The 25,701-nt window shown below is 57.1% G+C and carries 24 protein-coding genes and 1 tRNA gene; 24 read left to right on the top strand and 1 reads right to left on the bottom strand.

What is annotated here, in order from left to right:
• The first annotated feature begins 57 nt into the window (after nt 1-57).
• The 11 genes from flgH (at nt 58) to secF (ending at nt 11,848) form a co-directional block, all read left to right on the top strand.
• Nucleotides 58-708 (top strand): flagellar basal body L-ring protein FlgH, encoded by a 651-nt coding sequence (flgH, locus tag AC13D2_RS10065; RefSeq protein ID WP_412535616.1) that lies wholly within the window; start codon nt 58-60, stop codon nt 706-708.
• Nucleotides 705-1,802 (top strand): flagellar basal body P-ring protein FlgI, encoded by a 1,098-nt coding sequence (locus AC13D2_RS10060; RefSeq protein WP_127401101.1) that lies wholly within the window; start codon nt 705-707, stop codon nt 1,800-1,802. Before flgH ends, AC13D2_RS10060 begins: the two co-directional genes overlap by 4 nt.
• Before the next feature lie 11 nt (nt 1,803-1,813).
• Nucleotides 1,814-2,806, top strand: coding sequence for a flagellar assembly peptidoglycan hydrolase FlgJ (flgJ, locus tag AC13D2_RS10055; protein ID WP_127401103.1), 993 nt, complete (start codon nt 1,814-1,816; stop codon nt 2,804-2,806).
• Between the two features lie 5 nt (nt 2,807-2,811).
• A complete protein-coding gene (gene flgK, locus AC13D2_RS10050; protein WP_300498057.1) occupies nt 2,812-4,860 on the top strand; it encodes a flagellar hook-associated protein FlgK in 2,049 nt (682 codons plus the stop codon).
• A gap of 19 nt (nt 4,861-4,879) precedes the next feature.
• A complete protein-coding gene (gene flgL, locus AC13D2_RS10045; RefSeq protein ID WP_127401106.1) occupies nt 4,880-6,091 on the top strand; it encodes a flagellar hook-associated protein FlgL in 1,212 nt (403 codons plus the stop codon).
• Nucleotides 6,092-6,172: 81 nt separating this feature from the next.
• Nucleotides 6,173-6,259: transfer RNA gene (locus tag AC13D2_RS10040), tRNA-Leu, on the top strand.
• Between the two features lie 38 nt (nt 6,260-6,297).
• Entirely contained in the window at nt 6,298-7,392 is a 1,095-nt protein-coding gene (gene queA / locus AC13D2_RS10035) for a tRNA preQ1(34) S-adenosylmethionine ribosyltransferase-isomerase QueA (RefSeq protein WP_482938556.1), read from the top strand.
• 10 nt (nt 7,393-7,402) lie between these two features.
• The gene (gene tgt / locus AC13D2_RS10030; RefSeq protein ID WP_127402378.1) at nt 7,403-8,521 is read left to right on the top strand and encodes a tRNA guanosine(34) transglycosylase Tgt; all 1,119 of its coding nucleotides are present in this window, start codon (nt 7,403-7,405) and stop codon (nt 8,519-8,521) included.
• A 60-nt stretch (nt 8,522-8,581) separates the two neighbouring features.
• Nucleotides 8,582-8,944: a preprotein translocase subunit YajC gene (gene yajC / locus AC13D2_RS10025; RefSeq protein WP_127401110.1), complete on the top strand. Its 363-nt coding sequence runs from the start codon at nt 8,582-8,584 to the stop codon at nt 8,942-8,944.
• An 80-nt stretch (nt 8,945-9,024) separates the two neighbouring features.
• Nucleotides 9,025-10,899: a protein translocase subunit SecD gene (gene secD, locus AC13D2_RS10020; protein WP_482938555.1), complete on the top strand. Its 1,875-nt coding sequence runs from the start codon at nt 9,025-9,027 to the stop codon at nt 10,897-10,899.
• On the top strand, nt 10,892-11,848 hold the full coding sequence (gene secF / locus AC13D2_RS10015) for a protein translocase subunit SecF (RefSeq protein ID WP_127401114.1): 957 nt from the start codon (nt 10,892-10,894) through the stop codon (nt 11,846-11,848). Before secD ends, secF begins: the two co-directional genes overlap by 8 nt.
• Nucleotides 11,849-11,927: 79 nt before the next feature.
• Here the strand turns inward: secF and AC13D2_RS10010 are convergent, their stop codons facing one another.
• A complete protein-coding gene (locus AC13D2_RS10010) occupies nt 11,928-12,725 on the bottom strand; it encodes an inositol monophosphatase family protein (protein WP_127401116.1) in 798 nt (265 codons plus the stop codon).
• 184 nt (nt 12,726-12,909) lie between these two features.
• Between AC13D2_RS10010 and trmJ the strand changes: the two genes are divergently transcribed.
• The 13 genes from trmJ to der all read left to right on the top strand — a co-directional run bounded on the left by trmJ (nt 12,910) and on the right by der (nt 25,699).
• Nucleotides 12,910-13,764 carry a tRNA (cytosine(32)/uridine(32)-2'-O)-methyltransferase TrmJ gene (gene trmJ, locus AC13D2_RS10005; RefSeq protein ID WP_286811982.1) on the top strand — a complete coding sequence of 285 codons (855 nt, stop codon included), beginning with the start codon at nt 12,910-12,912 and terminating at the stop codon, nt 13,762-13,764.
• Nucleotides 13,765-13,768: 4 nt separating this feature from the next.
• On the top strand, nt 13,769-14,542 hold the full coding sequence (gene cysE / locus AC13D2_RS10000; protein WP_267285172.1) for a serine O-acetyltransferase: 774 nt from the start codon (nt 13,769-13,771) through the stop codon (nt 14,540-14,542).
• Between the two features lie 77 nt (nt 14,543-14,619).
• On the top strand, nt 14,620-15,117 hold the full coding sequence (gene iscR / locus AC13D2_RS09995; RefSeq protein WP_286811980.1) for a Fe-S cluster assembly transcriptional regulator IscR: 498 nt from the start codon (nt 14,620-14,622) through the stop codon (nt 15,115-15,117).
• A gap of 20 nt (nt 15,118-15,137) precedes the next feature.
• Nucleotides 15,138-16,286, top strand: coding sequence for an IscS subfamily cysteine desulfurase (locus AC13D2_RS09990; protein ID WP_286811979.1), 1,149 nt, complete (start codon nt 15,138-15,140; stop codon nt 16,284-16,286).
• A gap of 67 nt (nt 16,287-16,353) precedes the next feature.
• Nucleotides 16,354-16,782, top strand: coding sequence for a nucleoside-diphosphate kinase (ndk, locus tag AC13D2_RS09985; protein WP_286811978.1), 429 nt, complete (start codon nt 16,354-16,356; stop codon nt 16,780-16,782).
• Between the two features lie 62 nt (nt 16,783-16,844).
• A complete protein-coding gene (rlmN, locus tag AC13D2_RS09980; RefSeq protein ID WP_007152368.1) occupies nt 16,845-17,957 on the top strand; it encodes a dual-specificity RNA methyltransferase RlmN in 1,113 nt (370 codons plus the stop codon).
• 70 nt (nt 17,958-18,027) lie between these two features.
• Nucleotides 18,028-18,810 carry a type IV pilus biogenesis/stability protein PilW gene (pilW, locus tag AC13D2_RS09975; RefSeq protein ID WP_286811989.1) on the top strand — a complete coding sequence of 261 codons (783 nt, stop codon included), beginning with the start codon at nt 18,028-18,030 and terminating at the stop codon, nt 18,808-18,810.
• Nucleotides 18,800-19,858, top strand: coding sequence for a RodZ domain-containing protein (locus AC13D2_RS09970; RefSeq protein ID WP_292050355.1), 1,059 nt, complete (start codon nt 18,800-18,802; stop codon nt 19,856-19,858). Before pilW ends, AC13D2_RS09970 begins: the two co-directional genes overlap by 11 nt.
• A 35-nt stretch (nt 19,859-19,893) precedes the next feature.
• A complete protein-coding gene (gene ispG / locus AC13D2_RS09965) occupies nt 19,894-21,012 on the top strand; it encodes a flavodoxin-dependent (E)-4-hydroxy-3-methylbut-2-enyl-diphosphate synthase (RefSeq protein WP_292050356.1) in 1,119 nt (372 codons plus the stop codon).
• Between the two features lie 40 nt (nt 21,013-21,052).
• Nucleotides 21,053-22,333, top strand: a complete 1,281-nt coding sequence (gene hisS / locus AC13D2_RS09960; RefSeq protein ID WP_292050357.1) for a histidine--tRNA ligase — start codon at nt 21,053-21,055, stop codon at nt 22,331-22,333.
• Nucleotides 22,334-22,383: 50 nt separating this feature from the next.
• Nucleotides 22,384-23,040 (top strand): YfgM family protein, encoded by a 657-nt coding sequence (locus tag AC13D2_RS09955; protein ID WP_292050358.1) that lies wholly within the window; start codon nt 22,384-22,386, stop codon nt 23,038-23,040.
• Nucleotides 23,040-24,212 carry an outer membrane protein assembly factor BamB gene (gene bamB, locus AC13D2_RS09950; RefSeq protein ID WP_292050359.1) on the top strand — a complete coding sequence of 391 codons (1,173 nt, stop codon included), beginning with the start codon at nt 23,040-23,042 and terminating at the stop codon, nt 24,210-24,212. The genes AC13D2_RS09955 and bamB overlap by 1 nt, the downstream gene beginning before the upstream one ends.
• A 62-nt stretch (nt 24,213-24,274) precedes the next feature.
• Nucleotides 24,275-25,699 (top strand): ribosome biogenesis GTPase Der, encoded by a 1,425-nt coding sequence (gene der / locus AC13D2_RS09945; protein ID WP_292050360.1) that lies wholly within the window; start codon nt 24,275-24,277, stop codon nt 25,697-25,699.
• Nucleotides 25,700-25,701: the final 2 nt, after the last annotated feature.

Here is a 25,701-nt window from a genome sequence, read left to right as displayed (position 1 = left end):
GTTATGATGCGTGCACGTCATGAAAACAGCAGATTGAGCCAGATCAGCTCGGTATTGATGGTCGCTGGACTGGTGATACTTCAGGGATGTACGGCGCTGAGCCGAGAACGTCCTGTGCCGGACGACCCCGCCTATACACCGGTTCGAGCGGATAAAATGATGCAGCGTGACCCCAACTCTGGCGCCATCTATCAGTCGGCCCGCAACTACAGTCTTTACGGAGATACTGTGGCTCTGAACATTGGTGATGTGCTCACAGTTAATCTGGAGGAGTCTACCCGCGCTAGCAAGAATGCCGACACCCGTATTATCAAAGACAATGAAATCACATTGCCCGAGCCAAACATTCTGGGCAAGAATAACTTCGGGATCGGTACTTCACTTAACAAAGAGCGTGATTTTAAAACCAGAGCCGATGCTGATCAGAGCAACAGTCTTGCTGGCAGCATTACAGTCTCGGTGACTGAGGTGCTGCCTAACGGCGTGCTGAGAGTAAGAGGCGAGAAGTGGCTGTCGCTGACCAATGGTGACGAGTATATACGCCTGACCGGTCTTGTTCGTCCAGAGGACATCTCGCCGGACAACACCGTGGCGTCCAATCGTATTGCTGATGCCCGTATCGCCTACGGCGGTACCGGTGATTTCGACCAGGCCAACCAGATGGGCTGGCTGGCGAGGTTCTTCAACAGTGAGTGGTTCCCGCTATGAAAATGCTGAGGTTTGGGATACTGATGATTGCGCTCTCCGTGATCGCAGCGCCTGTGCTGGCGGACCGCCTGAAGGACCTGGCGCGCATCAAGGGCGTGCGTAACAACCAGCTGGTCGGTTACGGACTGGTGGTTGGCCTGGATGGTACTGGTGATAAAGCGCCGTTTACCAACCAGACCTTTCGTAACATGATGACCCAGTTCGGCATTACCCTGCCGCCGGGCGTAAATCCCAAGCTTGCCAACGTAGCTGCGGTGACCATTACTGCGACTCTGCCGCCCTTCGCCAAGCCGGGTCAGGAGCTGGACATTACGGTATCGTCCATCGGCAACGCCGACAGCCTGCGTGGCGGTACCCTGTTGATGTCGCCGTTAAAGGGGGCCGACGACCAGGTTTATGCCATGGCCCAGGGTAGCCTGGTGGTGGGTGGCTTCGGTGCCCAGGGCGCCGACGGTTCGCGGATTACCGTAAACGTTCCCAGTGTTGGCCGGATTCCCAATGGTGCCACCATTGAGCGGGAAGTGATGTCGCCCTTTACCCGTGGCGATACCATTACGTTCAACCTGTTGCGGGCTGATTTCACAACGGCTCGCCGGGTTGTGGAGGCGATTAATGGTCAATTGGGCCCGGACATGGCGTACGCCCACGATGCCACCTCGGTCTCCGTCAAGGCGCCACGGGATCCATCCCAGCGGGTGAGCTTCCTGTCGATTCTGGAAAACATTGAGGTTAACCCGGCTGAAGATGCCGCCAAGGTGGTGATTAACAGCCGCACCGGCACCATTGTGGTCGGGCAGAACGTCAAGGTCAGCCCGGCGGCGGTGACCCACGGCAACCTGACCGTCACCATCGAAGAGAACCCCGAAGCCAATCAGCCAAACCCGTTCACCGATGGTGAAACGGTTATAGAACCCAATTCCCAGATAGCCATCACCGAAGACCCGGCCCGGATGTTCCAGTTTGGCCCGGCGGTCACCCTGAACGAAATTGTCCAGGCTGTGAACCAGGTAGGTGCCGCGCCCGGTGACGTGATGGCGGTGCTGGAAGCCCTCAAACAGGCTGGCGCCTTGCGCGCCGAGCTGATTGTGATTTAGGGGGGGGCGTGATGCAGGATTCCAGTCTCCAGAAAGCTCAGGTTTATACCGATTTTGGCGGTCTGAACGCGTTGAAGGCCCAGGCCAGGACCGACAAAGAAGCGGCGCTTGAGGAAGTGGCCAAGCAGTTTGAGGGCCTGTTCCTGTCGGAAATGGTCAAGGCTATGCGTAAGGCCGGTGATGTATTTGCGGAGGGTAACTATCTCAACAGCCAGCAGTCGGAGTTCTATCGCGAAATGTTCGATAGCCAGTTGAGCCTGACGCTGTCGCAAAAGCAGGGTACGGGGATTTCCGATGCCCTGGTGCGCCAGCTAAGCCGGCAGATTCCTGGCATGGATGAGAAGGGTGAACCGATGGCGGCCCATAAGACCGCGCTGGCGGATTATGACCGTAGTGTGCCGGTACTGTCGCCGCGCCTGCCTGAGCAGATGGACAAGGTAAATCAGGTGGCTGATGTCACCGCCAGCCGAGAGCCGGCGCCGGAAGCCAATACCGTCATGCCAAGCCGGTTCGACTCGCCGGAACAGTTTGTCCGTGAACTCTTGCCCGTCGCGGAAAAGGTAGCGGCGCAAAGCGGTATCAACCCACGAGTAATGATTGCACAGGCGGCACTGGAAACCGGTTGGGGCAGGCACATGATTGAAGGTGATGGTGGCTCGCCCAGCTTTAACCTGTTCGGCATCAAGGCAGACACCCGCTGGCAGGGTGAGTCGGTGAACATTGCCACCACAGAATTCCGCGAAGGTGTGCCGATGAACGAACGGGCCGCATTCCGGGCCTACCCGGACTATGAATCCAGCTTCCGGGATTATGTTTCATTCCTCGAATCCAATCCTCGCTATCGGGATGTACTGGCGGCGGCGGATGATCCAGAGTTGTTTGCAAACCGGCTTCAGGAAGCGGGGTACGCCACCGATCCGAACTACGGTGCGAAGATTCGCCGTATTATGAACAATGACTCCATGACAACCTTGTCCATGGGTACGCGTGGGGCTGAGGAGTAAGCATTATGGCAGGGCTTATCAATATTGGTCTGACCGGCATCCTCGGAAACCAGGCGGCTTTGAACACCACCGGTAACAACATCACCAATGCCAACACGCCTGGCTACAGCCGGCAGGAAGTGCAGTTTGAAACCCAGTCGGCGCAACGCACCGGCGCGGGCTCTATCGGTACCGGTGTCAGCATCACCGACATCCGTCGCCTGGCGAACGAATACCTGACGCAACAGGTGCGTGAAGACAGCTCGCTGTTTGGTGAGCAGGAAGCACTGAACTCGGAATTGTCGCGCCTGGACAACCTGCTTGGTGGCGAATCCACCGGCCTGAGCAATGCGCTGAACAATTTCTTTGCCAGCCTGCAGAATGCTGCTGAAGATCCGGCATCGTTGCCCCAGCGGCAATTGGTGTTGAGCGAAGCGCAGCAGGTGGTGAACCGGTTTGAAGCCCTGAATCAGGAATTCATTCAACAGCGGGAATCCGTGAAGACGCAAATGGAGCAGGGCGTCAAGGATGCCAATACGCTTTTGAAAAGCATTGCTGAACTGAATCTGGCGATCTCCGAATCGCCCGGTTTGGCCCAGGGCCGTGAACCCAATGAGCTGCTGGACAAGCGCGACGAAAAGCTGCGTGAGTTGTCTGAACTGGTCAACATCAGTGTGGTGCAGGCGGAAGGCAGCCAGGTCAATGTGTCGCTGCGCAATGGTCAGGCCCTGGTTGTTGGTGACAAAGCTGCACAGCTTGGAACCCGCGACAACGCGGAAGACCCGACCAGATTGGAGTTCATCCTGACGACGGGTGGCCGGACCCTGAATGTGGACAGCCAGGTCAACGGCGGCAAACTCGGCGGCTTGCAACGCTTTGAGTCAGAGGCTCTGCAGCCGGCCTTCGCCGAACTTGGCAGGGTTGCAATTGCCTTGTCCGAAACCCTCAACCAGCAGCATGAAATTGGCATGGACCTTGAGGGCGACCTGGGTGGTCTGTTTTTCAGCGACATCAATTCCCAGGCAGCCCAGCGTGGCCGGGTAATCGCCAATACCAATAACGGAGCGCCGCGGGACGCGCAACTTGCGGTCGAGATTATCGACAGCTCCCAGTTGCCTGCGGGCAGTTGGTCGTTGCGGTTTGGCGGCGACGGTCGGAATTTCGAGTTGGTGGATCGTGCCACGGGTGAGGTGGTTAACCAAGGTCGCCTGCCGGACCCGGTTCAGTCCGAAATATCCATGCCGGGGTTCAATATTCGTATTGAAGGGGGCACCTTCAATGCCGGTGACAGTTTCCTGATCGAGCCGACCCGAAACGCGGCCGCCAGTATCGGACTGGAAGTCAATCGTGAAGAGGATCTGGCATTTGCGAGCCCGGTAAGGGCGGAAGGTTCCGCCAATAATACCGGTGATGCCACTATCAACCAGGGCAAGATGCTGGATGTCAGAGACCCGTTTACCAATTCGTTGCTGAGCAATTTCCGGCAGGACGGGCAACTGGACCCGCCGCTGGACATCCAGTTCCGTGACGATGGCGGCCAGCTGGTCTATGACATTGTCGATGCCAACACGAACACAGTGCTGCAGGCCGGTGATGCCGCGGCAGTGCCTCCGGTCAATGTGTTCCAGGCCGGCCAGTCCAATAAGCTGTTCACTGAGGATCCGCGCTCGCCGGATTATCTGGGCTTTCAGTTCGAGATCTCCGGCAACCCAAGGCCCGGGGATTCGTTCAGCATCGATTACAACACCAACGGTGTGTCGGACAACCGCAATGCTGAGTTCCTGGCGGCGTTGGGAACCGAGAATACCCTTAACAACGGCAGCCAGAGTTTCGCCGAGGGCTACGCAGGGTTGGTGGAAGATATTGGTGTGAAAACCCGGCAGAGCCAGCTGGATAAAGACGCTGGCAGCACGCTGCTGGAGCAGTCGACCAATCAGCGGGAATCCGTCTCAGGCGTCAACCTGGACGAAGAGGCCGGCAAACTGATCCAGTATCAGGCGGCCTACAACGCGTCCGCCCAGGTGGTGAGCGTGGCCCAGGATTTGTTCAATACCCTGTTACAGAGTTTCCGGTAGCAGTGCGAGGTGATGTGACATGATCAGAATTTCATCACAACAGATATTCTCCGGCGGTATAAACCGGCTGCAGGAGCTGAATAGCAGCCTGAACCAGACCCAGGAGCAGATTTCGACCGGCAAGCGGGTCAATAAGCCGTCGGACGACCCGGTTGCGGCGGCGCGTATCCTGAAGCTTGATCAGGAGCTGTCCCGGATCGAGACCTACCAGCGCAACGCAGGGCTCGCAGAAAACCGGTTGCAGCAGGAGGAGAGCGCTCTGGCCAGTTCGGTGGATGTTATCCAGCGGATCCGGGAGCTGACCGTCCAGGCTGGTAACGGCTCGCTGTCACCGAATGATCGCAAATCCATCTCCTCGGAAATGAAAGAGCGCATCGGGCAGTTGGCCAACATCGCCAATACCCGTGATGCGTCCGGCGAATACATTTTCAGTGGCTTCCAGGGTTCCACGGCCGCCTTTGGGAAAGATGCGTCCGGTAGTTGGGTGTATCAGGGTGATGAGGGCCAGCGCGTGCTGGAGATTGATGACGGCGTCACGGTGCCTATCAGCGACCATGGTAAAGGCATCTATTCATCCATTCCCGCGGCGGTGTTTGCAGAGAGTGACCCCGGTAACGCGGCAGCGGCGCGAATAGACGGCATCGAGGTGGTTGACGAAGGGGGGCTTTCCACTGTCTCGCCTGATGATATTACCATTACCGTAGACACCGGGACCGGAACGGTCAGCGCGGTAAATAGCCGCACGGGGGCGTCGCTGACGGTTACACCAGCAGCGTACACCAGTGGTGAGCCATTTGAAGTTGCCGGGGTACAGGCGACAATCACTGACGCGGGCAATGGTGATGAATTCACTCTTCGCGCTGGTGAAAAACAGTCGGTATTCGCTACCATCGAGAACCTGATTGACGGCCTCGACAACATCGACAAGAGTTCACCGGCAGGGCAGGCCGCCTATGACGACCTGATCGCGGCCTCTCTGCAGAACCTGGACAGTGCGCAGGAAAGCATTGTCCAGAAGCAAACCGAGCTTGGCGGACGTCTGAACGCGGTGGACTCCACTAAATCGTTCCTGGAAGACTCGTCTGTGTACAGTGAGGACATCCGTTCGCAACTGCGTGACGTGGACTACGCCGAGGCTATCAGCAATCTGAGCTTCCAGAGCTTTGTGCTGCAGGCTGCGCAGCAGTCGTTTGCCCAGGTTTCCCAGTTGTCGTTGTTCGATCGCCTGTAAAAAGCCTGCCGGAACAAGGAAGTCCGGCACTTGTTATTGCTTTCAGATTCAACCTCAGTATAATCCCCAGCACTCTCCGATGGCGGCGTGGTGAAATTGGTAGACACGACGGATTCAAAATCCGTTGGGGTAAAACCCGTGGCGGTTCGAGTCCGCCCGCCGCTACCATTTAAGATCCGCTCAACGCGGTGTAAACAGTCCATCCAATGAACGTCTCTGATTTTCACTTTGATCTACCGGATGAACTTATTGCCCGGTATCCCCTCAAAGAGCGCAGTGCGTCCCGTTTGCTCAGTCTCGATGGGCTGTCCGGTGACATCAGGCACTTACGGTTTACCGATCTTCCAGGCCTGCTTCAGCCGGGCGACCTACTGGTCTTCAACGACACACGGGTGATTCCCGCTCGCCTTTTTGGCCGCAAGGAAACCGGTGGCCAGGTGGAAGTTCTGGTTGAGCGTGTCCTTGGAGAGCAGGATATTCTCGCTCACGTACGGGCCTCCAAAGCTCTAAAAGAAGGCCAGAAAGTGCTGCTTGAAGATGGCACGTCGTTACGCATGAGCGGTCGGGATGATGCGTTGTTTCATCTGCACTGTGACAGCAACGAGCCGGTCCTTGATGTTCTTGAGCGCATTGGCCACATGCCGCTGCCTCCTTATGTTGACCGCCCGGATGAATCCTCGGACCGCGAACGCTACCAGACGGTGTACGCCCGGGAAGCGGGTGCTGTGGCGGCTCCGACCGCAGGTCTGCATTTTGATGACCGGATTCTGACTGAGCTTGAAGCACTGGGCGTTGAAACCGCGTTTGTGACCTTGCACGTAGGCGCTGGTACATTTCAGCCGGTGCGGGTGGAAGGTATTGAAGACCATGTCATGCACAGCGAAGTGGCCCATGTACCGCAAGCCACGGTTGATGCGGTGAATGCGGCTCGTGCCCGGGGCGGTCGTGTCATTGCCGTTGGTACTACCTCGGTGCGATCCCTGGAATCGGCCAGTCGTGGCGGGGTGGTTCGACCTTTTCGGGGCGAAACCGACATTTTTATTTACCCCGGCTACCGTTTCCAGGCCGTGGACGCCATGGTGACGAACTTTCACCTGCCGGAGTCGACGTTGATCATGTTGGTCAGCGCCTTTGCCGGCTATCAGAACGTGATGTCGGCCTATCAAGCGGCTGTCGCCGAGCGTTATCGCTTTTTCAGTTACGGTGATGCGATGTTTATCACCGCGCAGGAGCCAAGCCTGGGCGCCCTTTCATCCTGTTCAGGCAAGGGCAGCCGGAATCCGGAGAACAATGATGAGTGACCAGTGTTATATGTCCTTTGAAAAACTCGGGGACGATGGCCGTGCGCGACGCGGACGCCTGACGTTTCCCCGGGGCACGGTGGAAACCCCGGCTTTCATGCCTGTGGGCACCTACGGCACCGTCAAGGGTATGCTGCCGAGGGACATCAAGGATATCGGGGCCGAGATCATTCTTGGCAACACCTTCCACCTGATGCTGCGGCCGGGTACGGAAGTGGTGAAGGCCCACGGCGATTTGCATGACTTTACCCAGTGGCAAGGCCCGATCCTCACCGACTCCGGTGGCTTTCAGGTCTTCAGCCTTGGTGAGATGCGAAAGATCACCGAAGCGGGCGTGACGTTCCGGTCGCCAATAGACGGCTCTCCGGTAGAGCTGTCACCGGAGATTGCCATGCAGGTGCAGCGGGATCTCGGGTCGGACATCGTGATGATTTTTGATGAGTGTACGCCGTACCCGGCCACCGAGAAGCAGGCGAGTGAGTCCATGGAGCTGTCGCTGCGTTGGGCGGCGCGGAGCAAGCAGGCACATGCTGATAACCCGGCCGCGCTGTTCGGCATCGTTCAGGGTGGGATGTACGAATCGCTGCGGGACCGATCACTGGAAGGGTTAACGGAGATTGGATTTGACGGCTACGCCATTGGCGGATTGTCGGTGGGCGAACCCAAAGAGGATATGATCCGTATCCTCGACTACCTGCCACCAAGAATGCCGGAAGACCGCCCGCGCTACCTGATGGGCGTAGGCCGGCCCGAGGATCTTGTGGAAGCTGTGCGCCGTGGCGTAGACATGTTTGACTGCGTAATGCCCACGAGAAACGCCCGCAACGGTTACCTGTTTACCTCCACCGGCATCATCAAGATCCGCAATGCCAGGCATCGGCACGATACCGCGCCGCTGGACGACCAGTGTGACTGCTACACCTGTGAGAATTTTTCGAGAAGTTACCTGCATCATCTCGATAAATGTGGAGAAATGCTCGGCTCGCAACTCAATACGATCCACAATCTGCGTTACTACCAGAACGTGATGGCTGGATTGCGTGGCGCAATTGAAGCAGGTACATTGTCGGACTTTATTAGCGACTTCTATGCCCGCCGGGGTGAAACCGTGCCGCCAATGGCGCAGTGACTGCGGGATAAGCCGATTCTGAACCGCTACCTGAACTTTTCTTAAAAACGGAGATAATCAATGAAATCGATCAAGTTACTTGTTGCTGCACTCTTTGCTGCGATGCCGGCACTGGCCATGGCACAGGACGCGGGTGCCCAGGGCATGGGAGTGATGGGGCAGGTGATCTTCTTTGCCGGCTTTATCCTGATTTTCTATTTCCTGATCTGGCGCCCTCAGTCCAAGCGAGCAAAGGAGCACAAGGCGCTGATGGCCGGCCTGGACAAAGGCGATGAAGTGGTTACCTCTGGCGGCGTAGCTGGCAAGATCACCAAGGTTGCCGATGACTTTATCGTGGTTGAAATCGCCGACAACGTTGAAGTCAAGGTTCAGAAAGTTGCTGTTGCAGCGGCACTTCCGAAAGGAACTCTGAAGGACATCTGATCGACCGGTTTTCGACTCAGGTCTGAATTTGCCACGCTGAAACATCACCGCCGGTCCATTGGCCGGCTTAAAGGGACCTCATGCTGAACAAGTATCCGCTCTGGAAAAACCTGGTTATCGTGATCGCGCTGGTGATCGGGTTCGTCTATGCCTTGCCTAACGTCTTTCCCGACGATTTCGCCGTACAGATCACTGGTGCCCGGAGCAGTACCGAAGTCGATCAGCGGATTCTCGACAGGGCTGTTGATGCGCTCGAAGCTGACGGAATCCAGGTTAAGGAATCCGAGTTGCAGGAGCGCGACGCACTGATCCGCCTGAACGATGCCGAATCCCAACTGAGAGCTCGGCCGATTGTGCAAGAGGCGCTTGGCAGGGACTATCTGGTGGCGCTGAATATGGCCCCTTCCACGCCGGAATGGCTGGAAAGCGTTGGTGCCGGCCCGATGAAGCTTGGCCTTGACCTTCGGGGTGGTGTTCATTTCCTGCTGGAAGTGGATATGGAAACAGCCGTCGACCAGCGCCTTGAGGCCATGTCTGGTCAGATCAAGCGTGAGTTACGTGAAGAGCGTGTTCGCTACCGTGGTGGCGATGTGGAAGGCAACCGTTCCATTGTTCTGAGTTTCCGCGACGAAAGTTCCCGCAGCGAAGCGTTTGACCTGATCCGCGACCAGTACAACCAGTTCCTGTTAGACGAGCGGACTGAGGAAGGTGAGTATCTTCTGGTTCTGTCGATGTCGGAAGCCGAGGTGAAGTCCATACAGGACTACGCGCTGGAGCAAAACCTGACCACCATCCGCAACCGGGTGAACGAGCTTGGTGTGGCGGAGCCTTTGGTGCAGCGCCAGGGAGCGGACCGCATTATTGTGGAATTGCCCGGTGTGCAGGATACCGCTGCGGCCAAGCGTGTACTGGGTGCTACGGCCAACCTGGAATTCCGTCTTGAGGCCCGTCAGGATGCCTCATCCGCCGATATCGAGACGTTCCCGTTCCGTGACAACCCCAACCGTGAAGCCCGTCTCGAGCGGGAGGTGATCGTCACCGGTGACAATGTCTCTAACGCACAGCAGGCGTTCGACGAGAACGGCCAGCCACAGGTCAACATCACCATGGACTCGGTGGGCGGCGACTTGATGAACCGCTCAACCCGCAACGCCATTGGGCGTCGCATGGCGGTCCTCTTTATCGAATACCGGACAGAAACGGAAGAAGTGGTTGTGGATGGTGAAACCCGCACGGTCGACAACCGCGTTGTCGAGAAGGGTATCATCAGCCTGGCGACGATCCAGTCTGCGCTGGGAAGCAGTTTCCGGATTACCGGACTGGATTCCATCCCTGAAGCAGCGGAGTTGGCCTTGCTGCTGCGGGCCGGTTCGTTGGCCGCGCCAATGTACTTTGTCCAGGAGCGGACGATTGGTCCCAGCCTTGGGCAGAAGAACATTGATGCCGGCATGATGTCGGTCCTGCTCGGCTTTGTGTTGGTCCTCTGCTACATGGTGGTGTACTACCGTGGCTTTGGCGTTATCGCCAACGTTGCGCTGACGCTTAACCTGATGCTGCTGATCGCCTGTATGTCGATTCTCTCCGCAACCCTGACGTTGCCGGGTATTGCCGGTATCGTGCTGACAGTGGGTATGGCGGTTGACGCCAATGTGCTTATTTTCGAGCGCATAAAGGAAGAGTTGAAATCGGGCATACCGCCGCAGTCGGCGATAAACTCCGGTTACTCCCGGGCCTTCGTTTCGATTTTCGATGCCAACATCACCACCCTGTTGGTGGCGGTGATCCTGTTCGCCATGGGGTCCGGCCCCGTGAAAGGGTTCGCGGTGACACTGTCGATCGGTATTCTTACGTCGATGTTCTCCGGGCTGATGGTCAGTCGCAGCATCGTAAATCTTGTATACGGCGGTCGACAGGTTGAAAAGCTGTCGATTGGGGGGAAGCTGGCCAATGTCTGAAGTAGAGAAGAAACCTATCGATTTTATGGGCTTTCGGAAGATAGCTTCCGTTGTGTCCATTGCGCTGGTTGTTGCGGCCATTGCGTTGCTGGCAGTGCGCGGCCTGAACCTCGGGCTGGATTTTACCGGTGGTACCTCCGTTGAGCTGGAATACCAGCAGGCACCCGCCTTGGACAATGTTCGCCAAACCCTGGAGAGCGCGGGATACGAGCAGTTCGTGGTCCAGAACTTCGGTTCGGATACCACGGTGCTGGTGCGAATGGCAGAGTCCGAGAACGACCAGTTGGCCGCTGAAGTCACGGCCGCGCTGTCGGCTGGTGGTAACGAGCTTGAACTGGTGAGCTCCGAATTTGTCGGCTCCCAGGTTGGCGACGAGCTGAAGGAAGACAGTGGCCTGGGTATGCTCATCGCGCTGGCAGTTGTGCTGATTTACGTTGGCATGCGGTTCCAGTTCAAATTTGGCATTGCCTCTGTTGTGCCCCTGGCCCACGACGTCATCATCGTGTTGGGTGTGTTTGCGCTGTTCCAGTGGACGTTTGACCTCAGTGTCCTGGCGGCGTTGCTGGCGGTTATCGGTTATTCCCTCAACGACACCATCGTGGTGGCAGACCGGATTCGCGAGAACTTTCGCAAGATGCGTGAAGGGGGCTCCGAGCACATCATCAACGAGTCCATTCATCAAACCATCAGCCGGACCATCAACACTTCAGGTACGACATTGGTGGTTCTGTTCGCCTTGTATTTCCTGGGTGGTGAAGCGATCAACAACTTTGCGCTTGCTCTGATCATCGGTGTGGTGGTGGGTACCTACTCATCCATCTATGTGTCAGCAAACCTGCTGGTTGCCCTGGGTGTTGCACGGGAAGACCTGATCGTTCCGCCGAAGGAAGGTCTTGCGGGGCAGGAAGAGGAAGAAGAGCAGCCGCCCGAGTGGCTGAATCGGATGTAAGCCGTCGGTCAGCCATAAAAAAGCCGCAACCCCCATTGGGTGTTGCGGCTTTTTTGTGCCCGGCTTTTGGCCTTTATGCCTAGCGAGGCAGTCGGCCCCGGAACGGGTGAAGTGTTTTGAGCACTTCCCGGAACAGCTTGGGGTTTGCGACGATCAACTGCTTTGCTTTTTCCGTCGAAGGATTTCCGGAGAAGTCGCCGGTCAGGGCGCCGGACTCCAGTGCCAACGTGACGCCGATGGCCAGGTCAGCCGGCTCAGGGCGGAAAATGACTGCGGCGTCCAGATGGCCGGATGCCACCCGGGCGATATCAAGGGCTACACAACCAGCGGTTCGAAACAGGCTGCTGTCACGTGCAAGCAAGGATGCCATCTCGCCCCACATCAGTGGGTCGTCAGAAGAGCGGGTCTGGTCGAGAAGGTTGCTGACCACGGCTGCTCGGTCGGCATGCTTGACGTCGCTGGTACGCACTCGCCGGCTGTTGAGCGCGGCCCCATGGCCACGGCTGGCGGAGTATTCTTCACCGGTAACCGGGTTGATCAGCAGCAGGTTCTCGGTGCGGTTGTTCTTCTTTTGCAGCAACGCAACGGCGAAGTCAGGAATGCCGCGCAAAAAATTCTCACGCCCGAGTACCGGGAAAATATGCCAGCTCTTGTCATTGCCGTCGGCGTCCGCCTCGTTCAAAGGAGCGATGGCGTGGTCCTTGTATGCTTTATCGAGCTGTTCGGAAAAATTGTCGTAAATGGACTGTTCGACCCGCTCCAGTTGCTTGCGGCGGTCTTCGCTGTCGCCGTTGGGTTCCTGGCGTTCGAAGTGTGCTTTCAGATAGTCGGACCCCTGACGCGCGACGCGCAGGGCCATTTTGATTGCTGGTTGCATCTGAGTGTTCATTATCCGGGTGTGTGAAGGCCGCATAGCATATCAAAAACTGACCCGCCTTGTATGTTTTTCCAATCCGCAATGTCACGGATGGCGCTGTATCAGAGCATATCCGGAGAGGCGGGGAAGGGGGTGGATCTGTTATCATGCGTACCTTTCCAGTTTTTACAGAGATTCTACCGCCATGCACAAGCCAGCTAAGCCCCTGGAGGGTCCTGACACCTACAACGACCAGATCAGGATTGTCCTGGTTGAGACCTCCCATTCCGGCAACATCGGTGCGGTCGCCAGGGCCATGAAAAACATGGGTATGGGAAATTTGTGGCTGGTGAACCCTGTGTCCTTTCCCGATGAGGCCTCCTACGCCCGTGCGGCGGGCGCCTCCGATATACTCGACAAAGCCACGGTTGTCTCTACTCTGGATGACGCCATTGCCGATTGTGTGTGCGTCATGGGTACCAGCGCCAGGGGGCGAAAGGTCCCGTGGCCGGTCATTGCTCCACCAGACGCGGCGGCCAAGGCCTCCCAACAGTCGGAAGCGGGGCAGGTGGCATTGGTCTTCGGGCGTGAGAACCATGGGCTGAGCAATGACGAGTTGCAGCGCTGTCATTTCCACATTCATATTCCCTCAAATCCGGATTACAGCTCCTTGAATCTGGCCATGGCGGTTCAGGTAATGTGCTATGAATTGCGCATGCATTATCTAAGAGGCCTTGAAGGTGGAGGCAGCAGCCCATATCTCAGGCCTATGATGGCGCCTGGGGATGAAGGCTGGGATGTGCCGCCCGCGCCCGTCCGCGATGTAGAGGGTTTTTTCAGTCATCTGGAGCAGGTGCTTGTGGATGTGGACTTTCACCGCCGGGACAACCCCCGCCAGTTGATGACGCGGTTGCGGCGGCTGTTCCAGCGTGCTGGACTGGATCAGATGGAAATCAACATCCTGCGGGGGATACTGACCGCCGTGCAGAAGTCGGCAGGTACTGCGGAAACTGCAAAAAATACGTCAAAGGCTGGTTCAACGGCCGGTGAACAGGAATAGGGTTATGTTTGAACGTCTTAGGGAAGATGTGAACAGTGTGTTTCATCGTGATCCCGCCGCTCGCAATACTTTCGAAGTGCTGACCAATTACCCGGGTTTGCACGCACTGATGTGCCACCGGTTCTCGCATTGGCTTTGGGGCCTCGGTCTGATGTGGGTAGCACGAACGTTTTCCTCGATTGCCCGCTGGCTGACCGGCATTGAAATTCATCCCGGCGCCACGATCGGGCGGCGTTTCTTTATCGATCACGGCATGGGTGTCGTGATTGGTGAGACCACGGTGATCGGTGACGATGTCACTTTATATCAGGGCGTTACCCTGGGTGGTACCAGTTGGAACAAGGGTAAGCGCCATCCGACGCTGGGTGACGGTGTTGTGGTGGGTGCCGGTGCCAAGATCCTCGGGCCGTTTACGGTAGGCGAAGGCGCCAAGATTGGCTCCAACTCCGTGGTGACCAAAGAGGTTCCGCCGGGTGCGACGGTTGTCGGTATTCCTGGCCGGGTGGTGGTGAAGCGCAAAGGGGAAGATGACGCCCGGCGTAAGGAAATGGAAGAGCGCATGGGCTTTGATGCCTATGGCGTGACCGAGGAGATGCCGGACCCGGTAGCCCGGGCGATGCGCAGCCTGCTGGATCATATGCACGTTGTGGATGATCGCATTGAGAACATGTGCAAAGCGCTTCGCAAAGTGAACAGTGAGTACCAGAATGGCGAGTTGCCGCCGCTGCAGGAAGAGGATTTCGACTGTGTGCGGGACGACGAGCCGTCGCAACGGTGAATACTTGACTGTTTTGGTTGGTCAATTCATACTCGGCGTTGTTAAAGCCGAATCAATCCCTGACCGGGGCTGACGTTATGAGACTGACCACCAAAGGCCGCTATGCGGTGACGGCAATGCTGGATCTCGCCCTTCATGGGGATCAGGGGCCGGTGAGTCTGGCTGACATATCTGCCCGGCAGGAGATTTCCCTCTCGTATCTCGAGCAGTTGTTTTCCCGCCTTCGCCGTCACAAGCTGGTGACCAGTATCCGGGGGCCCGGCGGTGGTTATCGCCTGACCCGTGAGGCAGACGCCGTCTTTATCGCGGAAGTCGTCGATGCGGTCAGTGAATCCCTGGATACCACCCGTTGCGGCAACAAGGGTGATTGCCAGAATGGCGAAAAATGCCTGACCCACCACCTGTGGTCTGATCTCAGCGATCAGATCCATCAGTTCCTCAGCGATATCAGTCTTGGGGACCTGATGCGAAAGCGGGAGATTCAGGTGGTTGCCAGCCGGCAGAACAGGCGCCATTCCGACGGCGACTCACAGACGATTAACACCGAGCGCCTCACGGATCAGGCGCCGGCCTGAACGACTATCCTGAAACTTCTATGAAAAAGCCCGTCTATCTGGATTATGCGGCCACCACGCCCGTAGACCCTGCCGTTGCTGAAGAAATGCTCAAATACCTGACACCCGATGGCGTGTTTGGCAACCCTGCATCCCGCTCCCATGGCTTTGGCTGGCAGGCTGAAGCTGCGGTTGAAGGCGCTCGCCGGCAGGTGGCGAATCTGCTTCATGCGGACCCTCGTGAGATCGTGTGGACGTCCGGTGCTACCGAATCCGACAACCTTGCCATCAAGGGTGCGGTCGCAGGTAAGAGCAACCCGCACGTTGTGACGTCGATGATTGAACACAAGGCGGTGCTTGATACCTGCAAGTGGCTTGAAGGGCAGGGGGTTGAGGTGACCTGGCTGAAACCTGGAGCTGACGGACGTGTGTCCTGCCAGCAGGTCGAAGGTGCGCTTCGGAATAATACTGCTTTGGTCAGCCTGATGATGGTCAACAATGAACTGGGTAGCCAGACAGATATCGCTGCCATCGGTGCCATGCTTCGCGAACGCGGTGTGTTGTTTCATGTGGACGCAGCTCAGGCGGCTGGGAAGACAGAGGTGAATGTGGGGGGCATGCCGGTGGACCTGTTATCACTGTCCGGGCACAAGGTTTATGGGCCCAAGGGTATTGGAGCCCTCTATGTGCGGCGTTCGCCGGACGTGCGAATTGAATCCCAGATTCATGGGGGTGGCCATGAACGGGGTATGCGTTCCGGGACACTGCCCACGCATCAGATAGTCGGCATGGGCAAAGCCTTTGATCTGGCCGGTGAAAAACTGGAGCAGGAGAAGGCGCGACTGGAATTGCTGCGCAAGCGCTTCCTGTCAGGCCTTGAAGGGCTTGAAGGTGTGACGCTCAACGGCAGTGCCGAGCATCGGGTCCCGGGTATCATCAACCTCTCATTTGCAGGTGTCGATGCCGAATCCCTGATGCTGGGCTTGCGGGAACTGGCGGTTTCGTCCGGTTCAGCCTGCTCGTCGGCCACCATTGAGCCTTCGTTTGTGCTCAAGGGTATTGGTCTGGATGATGAGCAGGCGCATCGGGCGCTCCGGTTTTCCTTTGGACGCTTTTCAACGGAAGAGGAAATTGACTTCGCAGCGGCGCAAATCGTTGACGTTGTTACCCGTCTCCGTTCAGTGCGGTAGGCAGTTGCCTCCGGACTGCGTATAATCCCAACCCTGAAATTTTTCTGAACCTTAATGGAGATAGATCATGGCAAACGAGCGCACGCTCTCGATTATCAAGCCCGATGCAGTCGCAAAAAATGTGATCGGCGAAATCTACTCACGCTTCGAAAAAGCGGACCTGACCATTGTCGCCGCGAAGATGATGCACCTGACCCAGGAGCAGGCAGAAGGGTTTTACGCCGAGCACAAGGAGCGCCCGTTTTTCAATGATCTGGTTGCGTTCATGACCTCTGGCCCAGTTGTTGTTCAGGTTCTGGAAGGCAACGGTGCTATCCTGAAGAATCGTGACCTGATGGGAGCAACCAATCCCAAGGAAGCGGAAGCGGGCACCATCCGTGCCGACTTTGCATCTTCAATTGATGCCAACGCTGTTCATGGTTCAGATTCTGCTGCGTCAGCTGAGCGCGAAATTGCGTATTTTTTCAATGACAGTGAGATCTGCCCGCGCGGCTGATCAGGCTGTACCGGGCCGGGCATACGTCCGGCCCGTATTGGTTATTTGATTGAGGTTATGAAATGACAGCTGTTGCTGAGAAAACCAACCTTTTGGGAATGCCCAAGGCCAAAATGGAGGCCTTTTTTGAGTCCCTGGGGGAGAAACGTTTCCGCGCAACACAGGTGCTGCAATGGATTCACCAGCGCGGGGCCGATGACTTCGACCAAATGACCAATATGAGTAAGGTGCTGCGGGAAAAGCTGAAGGCCGTTGCGGAAATTCGTGGGCCAGAGGTGGTGTACGACGAGTCCTCCAAAGACGGTACCCGCAAATGGGTCATGCGCATGGACAACGGCAACAGTGTTGAAACCGTGCTCATACCTGACGGTGAGCGCGGAACGTTGTGCGTGTCGTCGCAGATTGGCTGCAGCCTCGATTGCACGTTTTGTTCGACGGGCAAGCGTGGATTTAACCGCAACCTTACCGCTGCTGAGATCATTGGGCAGGTCTGGGTTGCGCGTAAGGCGTTCATGCCCTTTGAGCCCGGTCCGGATCGCCCGATTACCAACGTGGTGATGATGGGAATGGGCGAGCCGCTGCTGAACTTCGACAACGTTGTCGATGCCATGAACCTGATGATGGAGGACCTGGCCTACGGCATTTCCAAGCGACGTGTCACCGTCAGTACCTCTGGTGTGGTTCCGGCACTGGATAAATTGGGTGAAGTTACCGATGTTTCACTGGCCATTTCGCTCCATGCCCCCAATGATGAGTTGCGTAACCAATTGGTGCCGTTGAATAAAAAGTACCCGATTGCGGAATTGCTTGCAGCAACGCGTCGTTACCTGGCACGTCTGCCGGACAAGCGAAAGGCAACCATCGAATACACTGTAATCGAGGGCGTTAACGACCAGCCTGAGCACGCAAGGGAATTGGCAGTGGTACTTCGCGGTCTTCCGTGCAAGATCAACCTGATTCCGTTCAATCCGTTCCCGGAGAGCGATTTCCGGCGTCCAAGTATGAACGCCACCCGCCGTTTCCAGTCAGTTCTGAATGAGGCAGGGTACATCGCCACGGTGAGAACCACCCGCGGTGACGATATCGACGCTGCCTGTGGCCAACTGGTAGGGATGGTGGAAGACCGCACCAAGCGTAGTCAGCGTTATATCCAGGTGCAGCAGGTCAGTCCGTAAACCCAGTGCTGATATGCACCTTCCAATTCAAGAGGAATTACCGACTGTGACATTTAATTCGGTGAAAAGGATGCAGGCCGCGCTTGTAGTGGTGTTGTTGGCGACGTTTGTCGCGGGGTGCGTGACCAATACCGATAGCCGTTTTGCCCGCGAGGCAGATCGCGACAAGGCCATCAGGAATTATGTCCAGTTGGGGACCGCCTATATTGGCCAGAATAATCTGGAAAGAGCCCGACACCACCTCGAACGGGCGCTTGAATTGGACTCTGATGACCCCGGGGCATTGGCGGCCATGGGGCTGATCTACAATGCCGAGGGTGAGCCGGAGCTGGCTGAGCGATCCTTCAAGGAGTCACTCGACAGTGATCAGGGGTATACCCGTGGGCGCGTTTATTACGGGGCATTCCTGTACGGCGCTGGCCGGTTTGAGGATTCCCGCGAACAGTTCCTCGCGGCCTCCAGGGATACGTCATACAACGACAGGGCCTCCGTGTTCTTCAATCTCGGATTGACCGAAGAAAGAATTGGCAACCTTGAGGGCGCCAAGACGGCGTACCGGCGCGCTGTTGAATTATCCCGTGGTGACGCAAAATCATTGCTTGCACTGTCACGGACATTGGTCGAATCCGGAGAACATCAGGCCGCGTCTCGCTACTACAGCCGCCTGATGACGCTGATGCAACGGAATCAGAATCTCCGCCATTCTCCGGAAAGCCTCTACACAGGTATTCGCATCGCCCGGCATCTGGGCGACAGGAACCGGGAATCAAGCCTCGGACTTCTGCTGAAAAACAATTTTCCAAACTCTGTCGAATACCAACAATACAGGGTGATGACATCCAATGGACAGTGATGATGCACAACAACCGTCGAGCCTGAATGAGCCAACGGGCCATTTGCTCAAACGTGCGCGTGAGCAGAAGGGGCTCAGTGTTTCAGCCGTGGCCGATGCCCAACATCTTCGTCCGGCGGTGATACAGGCGATAGAGGACGGGAAGTATGAACAGATCGACAGTGAACTGTTCCTCAAAGGCTATGTCAGAACTTACGCGCGACAGGTTGACCTTGATCCGGATGCGGTGATTGCGACGCTGGATGAGGAGCTGGAGCCACTGCGGCAGCGAAAAGTGCAGGCAGAAGAAGCCAATCCGTTGATTGATATCGAACGTCGCAGACGGCGGAAACGCCGCGTTGCGAAGTTGCTGCTTCTCCTGTTGGTCATCGCGGTGATCGCATTCCTCGCGTTGCGTTTTATGGGCGAACTGGGTGGTATAGCGGGCGGTACGGAGGAACCGACTGGTTCTCAGGAACCGGACGTTGCCACGCAGAATGAACCGTCCGATCAGGTGGCATCGATGAGCGAAACAGTTAGTACCGAGTCACCAGAGCCCGAAACCGACGAGGCGACCGTTCGTCTTTCCGAGCCGGTTGCTGAAGCGCCGGCCGTTGAGGACAATGACGAATTGACGGCGCTGCCGGAAGAATCCCAGGTGAACGAACAGGCCTCTGATTCCGCGACCCAGACGATCGAGAACGATTCCGCACCTGCTGAGCAGTCGGCTGTGGAGGCGGTTGATGAAAGCCGGGTGCCGGTGGTGACCAGTGAGCCGGAGCCAGCGTTTCAGGAGAGCGCCCAGCCAATGGCCGCCGTCGGCAGTGGTCGCCTGGAAATAACGTTCAGCGATGAATGCTGGGTTCAGGTAACCGATTCGGCTGGCAATCGCCTGGTGGGCTCCCTGCAACGGGATGGCGACCGGGTTAATGTATCAGGCAGACTGCCTATCGACGTTGTTGTCGGCGCAGTCGATGCCATCGAGTCCATAAGATTTGATGGTCAGGCGATTGACCTTTCCGGTTATCGGGTCGTCAACAACCGAGCAGAATTCACACTGGATATCTGAACGTTTCGAACCCTCTTTTGCGGTTAGCAGGCTATATGAACCACGAATCTCCGATCAAAAGACGCAAATCACGCCAGATAATGGTAGGCGATGTTCCCGTGGGCGGGGATGCGCCCATTGCTGTCCAGAGCATGACCAACACCGACACCTGCGACGTGAATGCAACCGTTGGCCAGATCCGTGCCCTGCAGGAGGCGGGAGCGGACATTGTGCGGGTTTCCGTGCCTACGATGGATGCTGCGGAAGCCTTCGGTAAGATTCGCTCAATGGTGTCTTTACCATTGGTGGCCGACATCCACTTTGATCACCGGATTGCTCTGCGGGTGGCTGAATTGGGTGTTGATTGCCTTCGTATCAACCCGGGTAATATCGGTCGGGATGACCGTGTCAGCGCCGTGATCAGCGCCGCACGCGATCGCAATATCCCGATTCGTATTGGCGTCAACGCGGGCTCCCTGGAAAAGGCACTGCAACGCAAGTATGGCGAACCCACACCGGAGGCGTTGGTGGAATCCGCCATGCGCCATATCGATATTCTGGACAAGCACGATTTTCAGGATTTCAAGGTGAGCCTCAAGGCCTCGGAAGTCTTCATGACGGTGGCGGCCTATCGTCAGATCGCCGCACAGATCGAACAGCCGCTGCATCTGGGTATTACCGAGGCTGGTGGCTTCCGCTCCGGGACCGTGAAGTCCTCTGTTGGCCTGGGTATGCTGCTGATGGACGGCATTGGAGACACCATCAGAGTGTCGCTCGCGGCAGACCCGGTGCAGGAAATCAAGGTCGGCTTCGATATTCTCAAAAGTTTGCGCCTGCGCAGTCGGGGTATCAACTTCGTCGCGTGCCCCAGCTGCTCGCGCCAGAATTTCGATGTCATCCAGACCATGAATGATCTTGAAGCTCGCCTGGAGGACGTCAACGAGTCGCTGGATGTTGCCATCATCGGCTGTATTGTAAACGGGCCGGGCGAGGCCAAGGTTGCTGACCTGGGCTTGACCGGCGGCAGCCCCAAGAACCTGTTCTACGCGGCGGGCAAGCCCAATCAGAAACTCGACAATGCCAATCTGACCGACGACCTGGAACGGCTGATCCGCGAGGAATTGGCCCGTCGCAAGGAAAAGGAAGAAACGATCATTACCCGCTCGGCCGACTGAGAGCAGATCGTCAAATCACTGACACAGATAAGGTAGTAACTTGGCTAAGATCCAGGCAATCCGCGGGATGAACGATATCCTGCCAGAGCAGACGCCGGTGTGGCAGTTTGTGGAAGACACGGTTCGGAAAGTGCTGTCTCAGTACGGTTATCAGGAAATCCGCATGCCTGTGGTTGAGCAGACGGACCTGTTCAAGCGTTCCATTGGCGAAGTGACGGATATCGTCGAGAAAGAAATGTACACCTTCGAGGATCGCAATGGCGACAGCCTGACCCTGCGCCCTGAAGGTACGGCCGGCTGTGTTCGTGCCGCGGAGGAGCATGGTCTGCTTTTCAACCAGACCCGTCGTCTGTGGTACACCGGCCCCATGTTCCGTCATGAGCGTCCCCAGAAAGGCCGTTATCGGCAGTTCCACCAGATTGGTGTGGAATGCTTTGGTATGGCCGGCCCCGATATTGATGCCGAACTCCTGGTACTGACCGCCAGGCTATGGCGCGCACTTGGGCTCTCTGAGCATACCCGCCTGGAAATCAATTCCATTGGGACGTCGGCCGCCCGAAAGGAATACCGGGAAGCCCTGGTGGCCTACCTCTCGGATTACCGGGACCAGTTGGACGATGACAGCCAGCGGCGGTTGGGCTCTAACCCGCTGCGCATTCTGGACAGCAAGAACCCGGAGACTCAGAGGCTTCTGGTGGACGCGCCTCGCCTGGACGACTACCTCGACGATGAGTCTCGGGAGCATTTTCGGCAATTGCGCTCGTTGCTGGACGCAGCTGGCATCGAGTATACGGTGAATTCAAAGCTGGTTCGCGGGCTCGACTATTACGGCAAAACCGTGTTCGAGTGGATTACCGACAGTCTTGGTGCTCAGGGCACGATATGCGCCGGTGGTCGCTACGATGGTCTGGTGGAGCAACTGGGAGGCAAGCCAACGGTTGCGGTCGGTTTCGCCATGGGGCTCGAACGGCTGATTCTGCTGCTGGAAACGCTTAACCTTGTGCCAGACAGTGCCAATGGCAATGCCGATGTGTATGTTGCGGCTATGGGCGAATCCACCGTGGCACCCGCATTGGCGCTGGGTGAATCCCTTCGCGATGCCTTGCCGGGCGTGACGGTTATGGGCCACTGCGGTGGCGGCAGTTTTAAGAGTCAGATGAAGAAGGCTGATCGCAGTGGCGCCCGTTACGCAGTCATTCTGGGTGAGAATGAGATTGCCAACGGGACGGCCGGCCTCAAGCCGTTACGTTCGGATGAGGCGCAGCAAGACGTTGCCCAGGGCGACCTGGCAGTGGCACTGAAAGAATTGCTTGGCCGCTGATGGCGCGCCGACGAGCTACAGCATAATAAACATCTATTGCAGGAGTCATCATGGCTGAAATGCGTACTGAGGAAGAAACGGTCCAGGCAATCAAGGACTGGTGGAAAAAGAACGGCAGCTCACTTCTGATCGGTGTCGGTGCGGCTTTGGCAATTGTGTTCGGATGGCAAGCCTGGCAGAACCATCAAATGCAGCAGCGTACTGAAGCGGCCTCCCAATTCGCAGAGCTGATCAATGCCTATAGCGATGAGACCGATGAAAATCGCGCTGATACCGTTGCCTACGTGGCTGAGAGCCTGCGGGAAGAATACAGCGACAGCGCCTTCGCTATCTATGGCATGTTGATGCTTGCTCGCCAGCAGGTTATGGACCAGGGCGACCCGGAAGGTGCGATCGAATCGCTGACCTGGGCACGGGAAAAGGCCGGCGAAAGCGGAGCGTTGGCGCTGGTTATACGAAACCGCCTGGCCCGCGCTCAGTTCGCGGCGGAACAGTACGAAGATGCTTTGGCGACCATCGAGGGTACGGGCAATACCGGCAGTTTCGGCGCTATTTTTACCGAGCTTAAAGGCGATATTCTACTAGCCCAGGGTAATCGCGAGGGGGCTCGTGAAGCGTATCTGGCCGCCCGTGAAATGAACCAGCAGGGCCGTAGCGGCATTCTTGAGCTCAAGTTATCCGATCTTGGTGTTGAGGAGGGAGTCTGATGCCCTGGTTGGTTAGCGGGCACACAAGGCTCCGTTCGCTTGCGGGTATACTGACACTGGCTGTCCTGGCGGGATGTAGCACCAGTGATACCTTCGAGCAACCTGCACCGGTTCCGGAAATTTCGTCCAGCGTCGGACTTGAGTCTGTCTGGACCATGGACGTTGGGGACGGGCATGATGACAAGTTCCTGTACCTTGCCCCTCTAAATACCGGCGACCGATTGTACGCTGCGTCGGCCGATGGTGAGGTTTATGCCGTTGGTTCGGAGAACGGCGAAGTTTTCTGGTCCCGGGATCTTGACGAGCAAATCAGTGCTGGCGTTGGTGGCGATCAGGGAAACCTGTATGTGGTATCTCGTGATGCTGAGCTGATGGCCCTGTCGCGCGAGGATGGCTCCGCGCTCTGGGAGCAGCCTTTGCCTAACGAGGTGTTGGCATCTCCCCAGTCCAACGGACGCCTGGTGGTGGCCCAGACAATTGATGGCAAGGTGCTGGCATTTGATGCCGCCACCGGGGAGCAGGCATGGCAATATGATAGTGATGTCCCGGTCCTGTCAATACGCGCAGCGGCGTCGCCTCTTGTAGGAGCAGACCTTGTGCTGGCCGCACTGGCCAACGGCAAGCTAATGGCGATCTCCACTGAGACCGGTCAGCCCATTTGGCAGTATGAAGTCGGCCAGCCGCAGGGTCGTACCGAACTTGAACGGCTTGTTGACGTGGCCGGTGAGCCGTTGATTCTGGAAAGTGCAGCGATGATTGTGGGTTATCAGGGCAAGCTTGCGCTGATCGACCTTCAAACCGGCCAGGAAATCTGGAGTCGTCCTGCCTCCAGCCTGCAGTCACCGATGATCGGCAACGGTAATATTTTTGTCGCAGGTGCCAACGGTGATATCACGGCTTACCGAGGTTCCGACCGTCGCGAGTTGTGGGTTCAGGACCGTTTGTCCTGGCGTCAGCCAACGCAGCCGGTTGTTTTTGAGGATTACCTGTTGATTGGTGATTTCGAAGGGTACATTCATATGCTGTCGTTGGAAGACGGCAGCCTGGTGGGCCAGCTTGAGTTCGACGACGAGGGCCTGCGGGTTCCCTTTCAGCGGCTCCAGAACGGTAACCTTCTTGTATATGGCAATAGCGGTAAACTGTCGGTATTGAAACTCCGGACGCTCGACTGAGTGCTCCTTTCCGGCCCTATCGCTGTGAAGCGCGGGCCCTGTTTAATATGTAGCGAAAGACTATGACCCCTGTAATTGCTCTTGTCGGGCGCCCCAACGTGGGAAAATCGACACTGTTTAACCAGATGACGCGGTCCCGGGATGCGCTTGTAGCGGACTTTCCCGGTTTGACGCGCGATCGTAAATACGGTGAGGGCAATTACGAAGGGCAGCGCTTTATCGTGATTGATACCGGTGGCCTGACCGGGGACGAAAAAGGCCTGGACGCCGAAATGGCGCGCCAGTCCATGCAGGCTGTCGAGGAAGCAGACATCGTGCTGTTTCTGGTAGATGGCAAGGCCGGGCTCAATGGCGGCGATGAATTGATCGCTGCCCATCTGCGCAAGACTGGCAAGCGGGCACACCTGGTGGTCAATAAAACCGATGGCCAGGACCCCGATATTGCCGCGTCCGATTTCTACGGTCTGGGTTTCGAGTCCACCTATCTGATAGCGGCTTCCCATAACCGGGGCATTCGCTCCATGCTGGAAGAGCTGCTGCCGTCCGAGGAGGAGCGGGAAGCGCAAGATCGTGCTGATCGCTATCCAGGCATACGCATCGGTATCGTCGGGCGGCCGAACGTGGGCAAGTCTACACTGGTTAATCGTATGCTCGGGGAAGACCGGGTGATTGTCTATGACATGCCCGGTACCACCCGAGACAGCGTTTATATCCCGTTCGAACGCATGGATAACCAGTACACGCTGATCGATACAGCGGGTGTGCGCCGGCGCAAAAACGTCAGTGAAGTGGTGGAGAAGTTCTCCATCATTAAAACCCTTCAGGCCATCGACGATGCCCATGTGGTCATCCTGGTTATCGACGCCAGGGAAGGGCTGGTGGATCAGGACCTGCATCTGATTGGTTTTGTTCTGGATGCAGGCCGTTCCCTGGTGATTGCGGTCAACAAATGGGATGGCATGGACCCGGACGATCGGGCCAAGGTAAAGGAGCAGGTTCAGCGCCGCCTGGATTTTCTTGACTATGCCGACAAGCACTACATATCTGCCCTTCACGGTTCCGGTGTGGGCGTCATGTACGATTCGGTTCACGATTGCTATGAGTCAGCGATGGCCAAGTGGCCCACCAATCGCCTGACAGCCATCCTTCAGGATGCGACCGCACAACATCAGCCGCCACTGGTACAAGGGCGCCGAATAAAACTGCGATACGCCCACCAGGGCGGGTCCAACCCTCCGGTGATCGTGGTGCATGGGAACCAGACCGACGCGTTGCCAGGAGCTTACAAGCGTTATCTGGAAAATACCTTCCGTAAAGTGCTGAAGGTCAACGGTTCGCCCATTCGCTTCGAATTCCGCTCCAGTGAAAACCCGTTTGCTAACAAGGTCAGCCGGCTGACGCCGCGCCAGAAGGTCAAACAGGACAATGACCTGAAGAAAGGGCGGCCGGTGCGCAAGAAAGCGCGAATGAAGAGCAAGAAGCGCTGAGC

Source organism: Marinobacter sp. B-12 (genome assembly GCF_056857915.1).
Note: the sequence above shows the minus strand (reverse complement) of the source record. Positions and strands in the feature narration are given on the sequence as shown.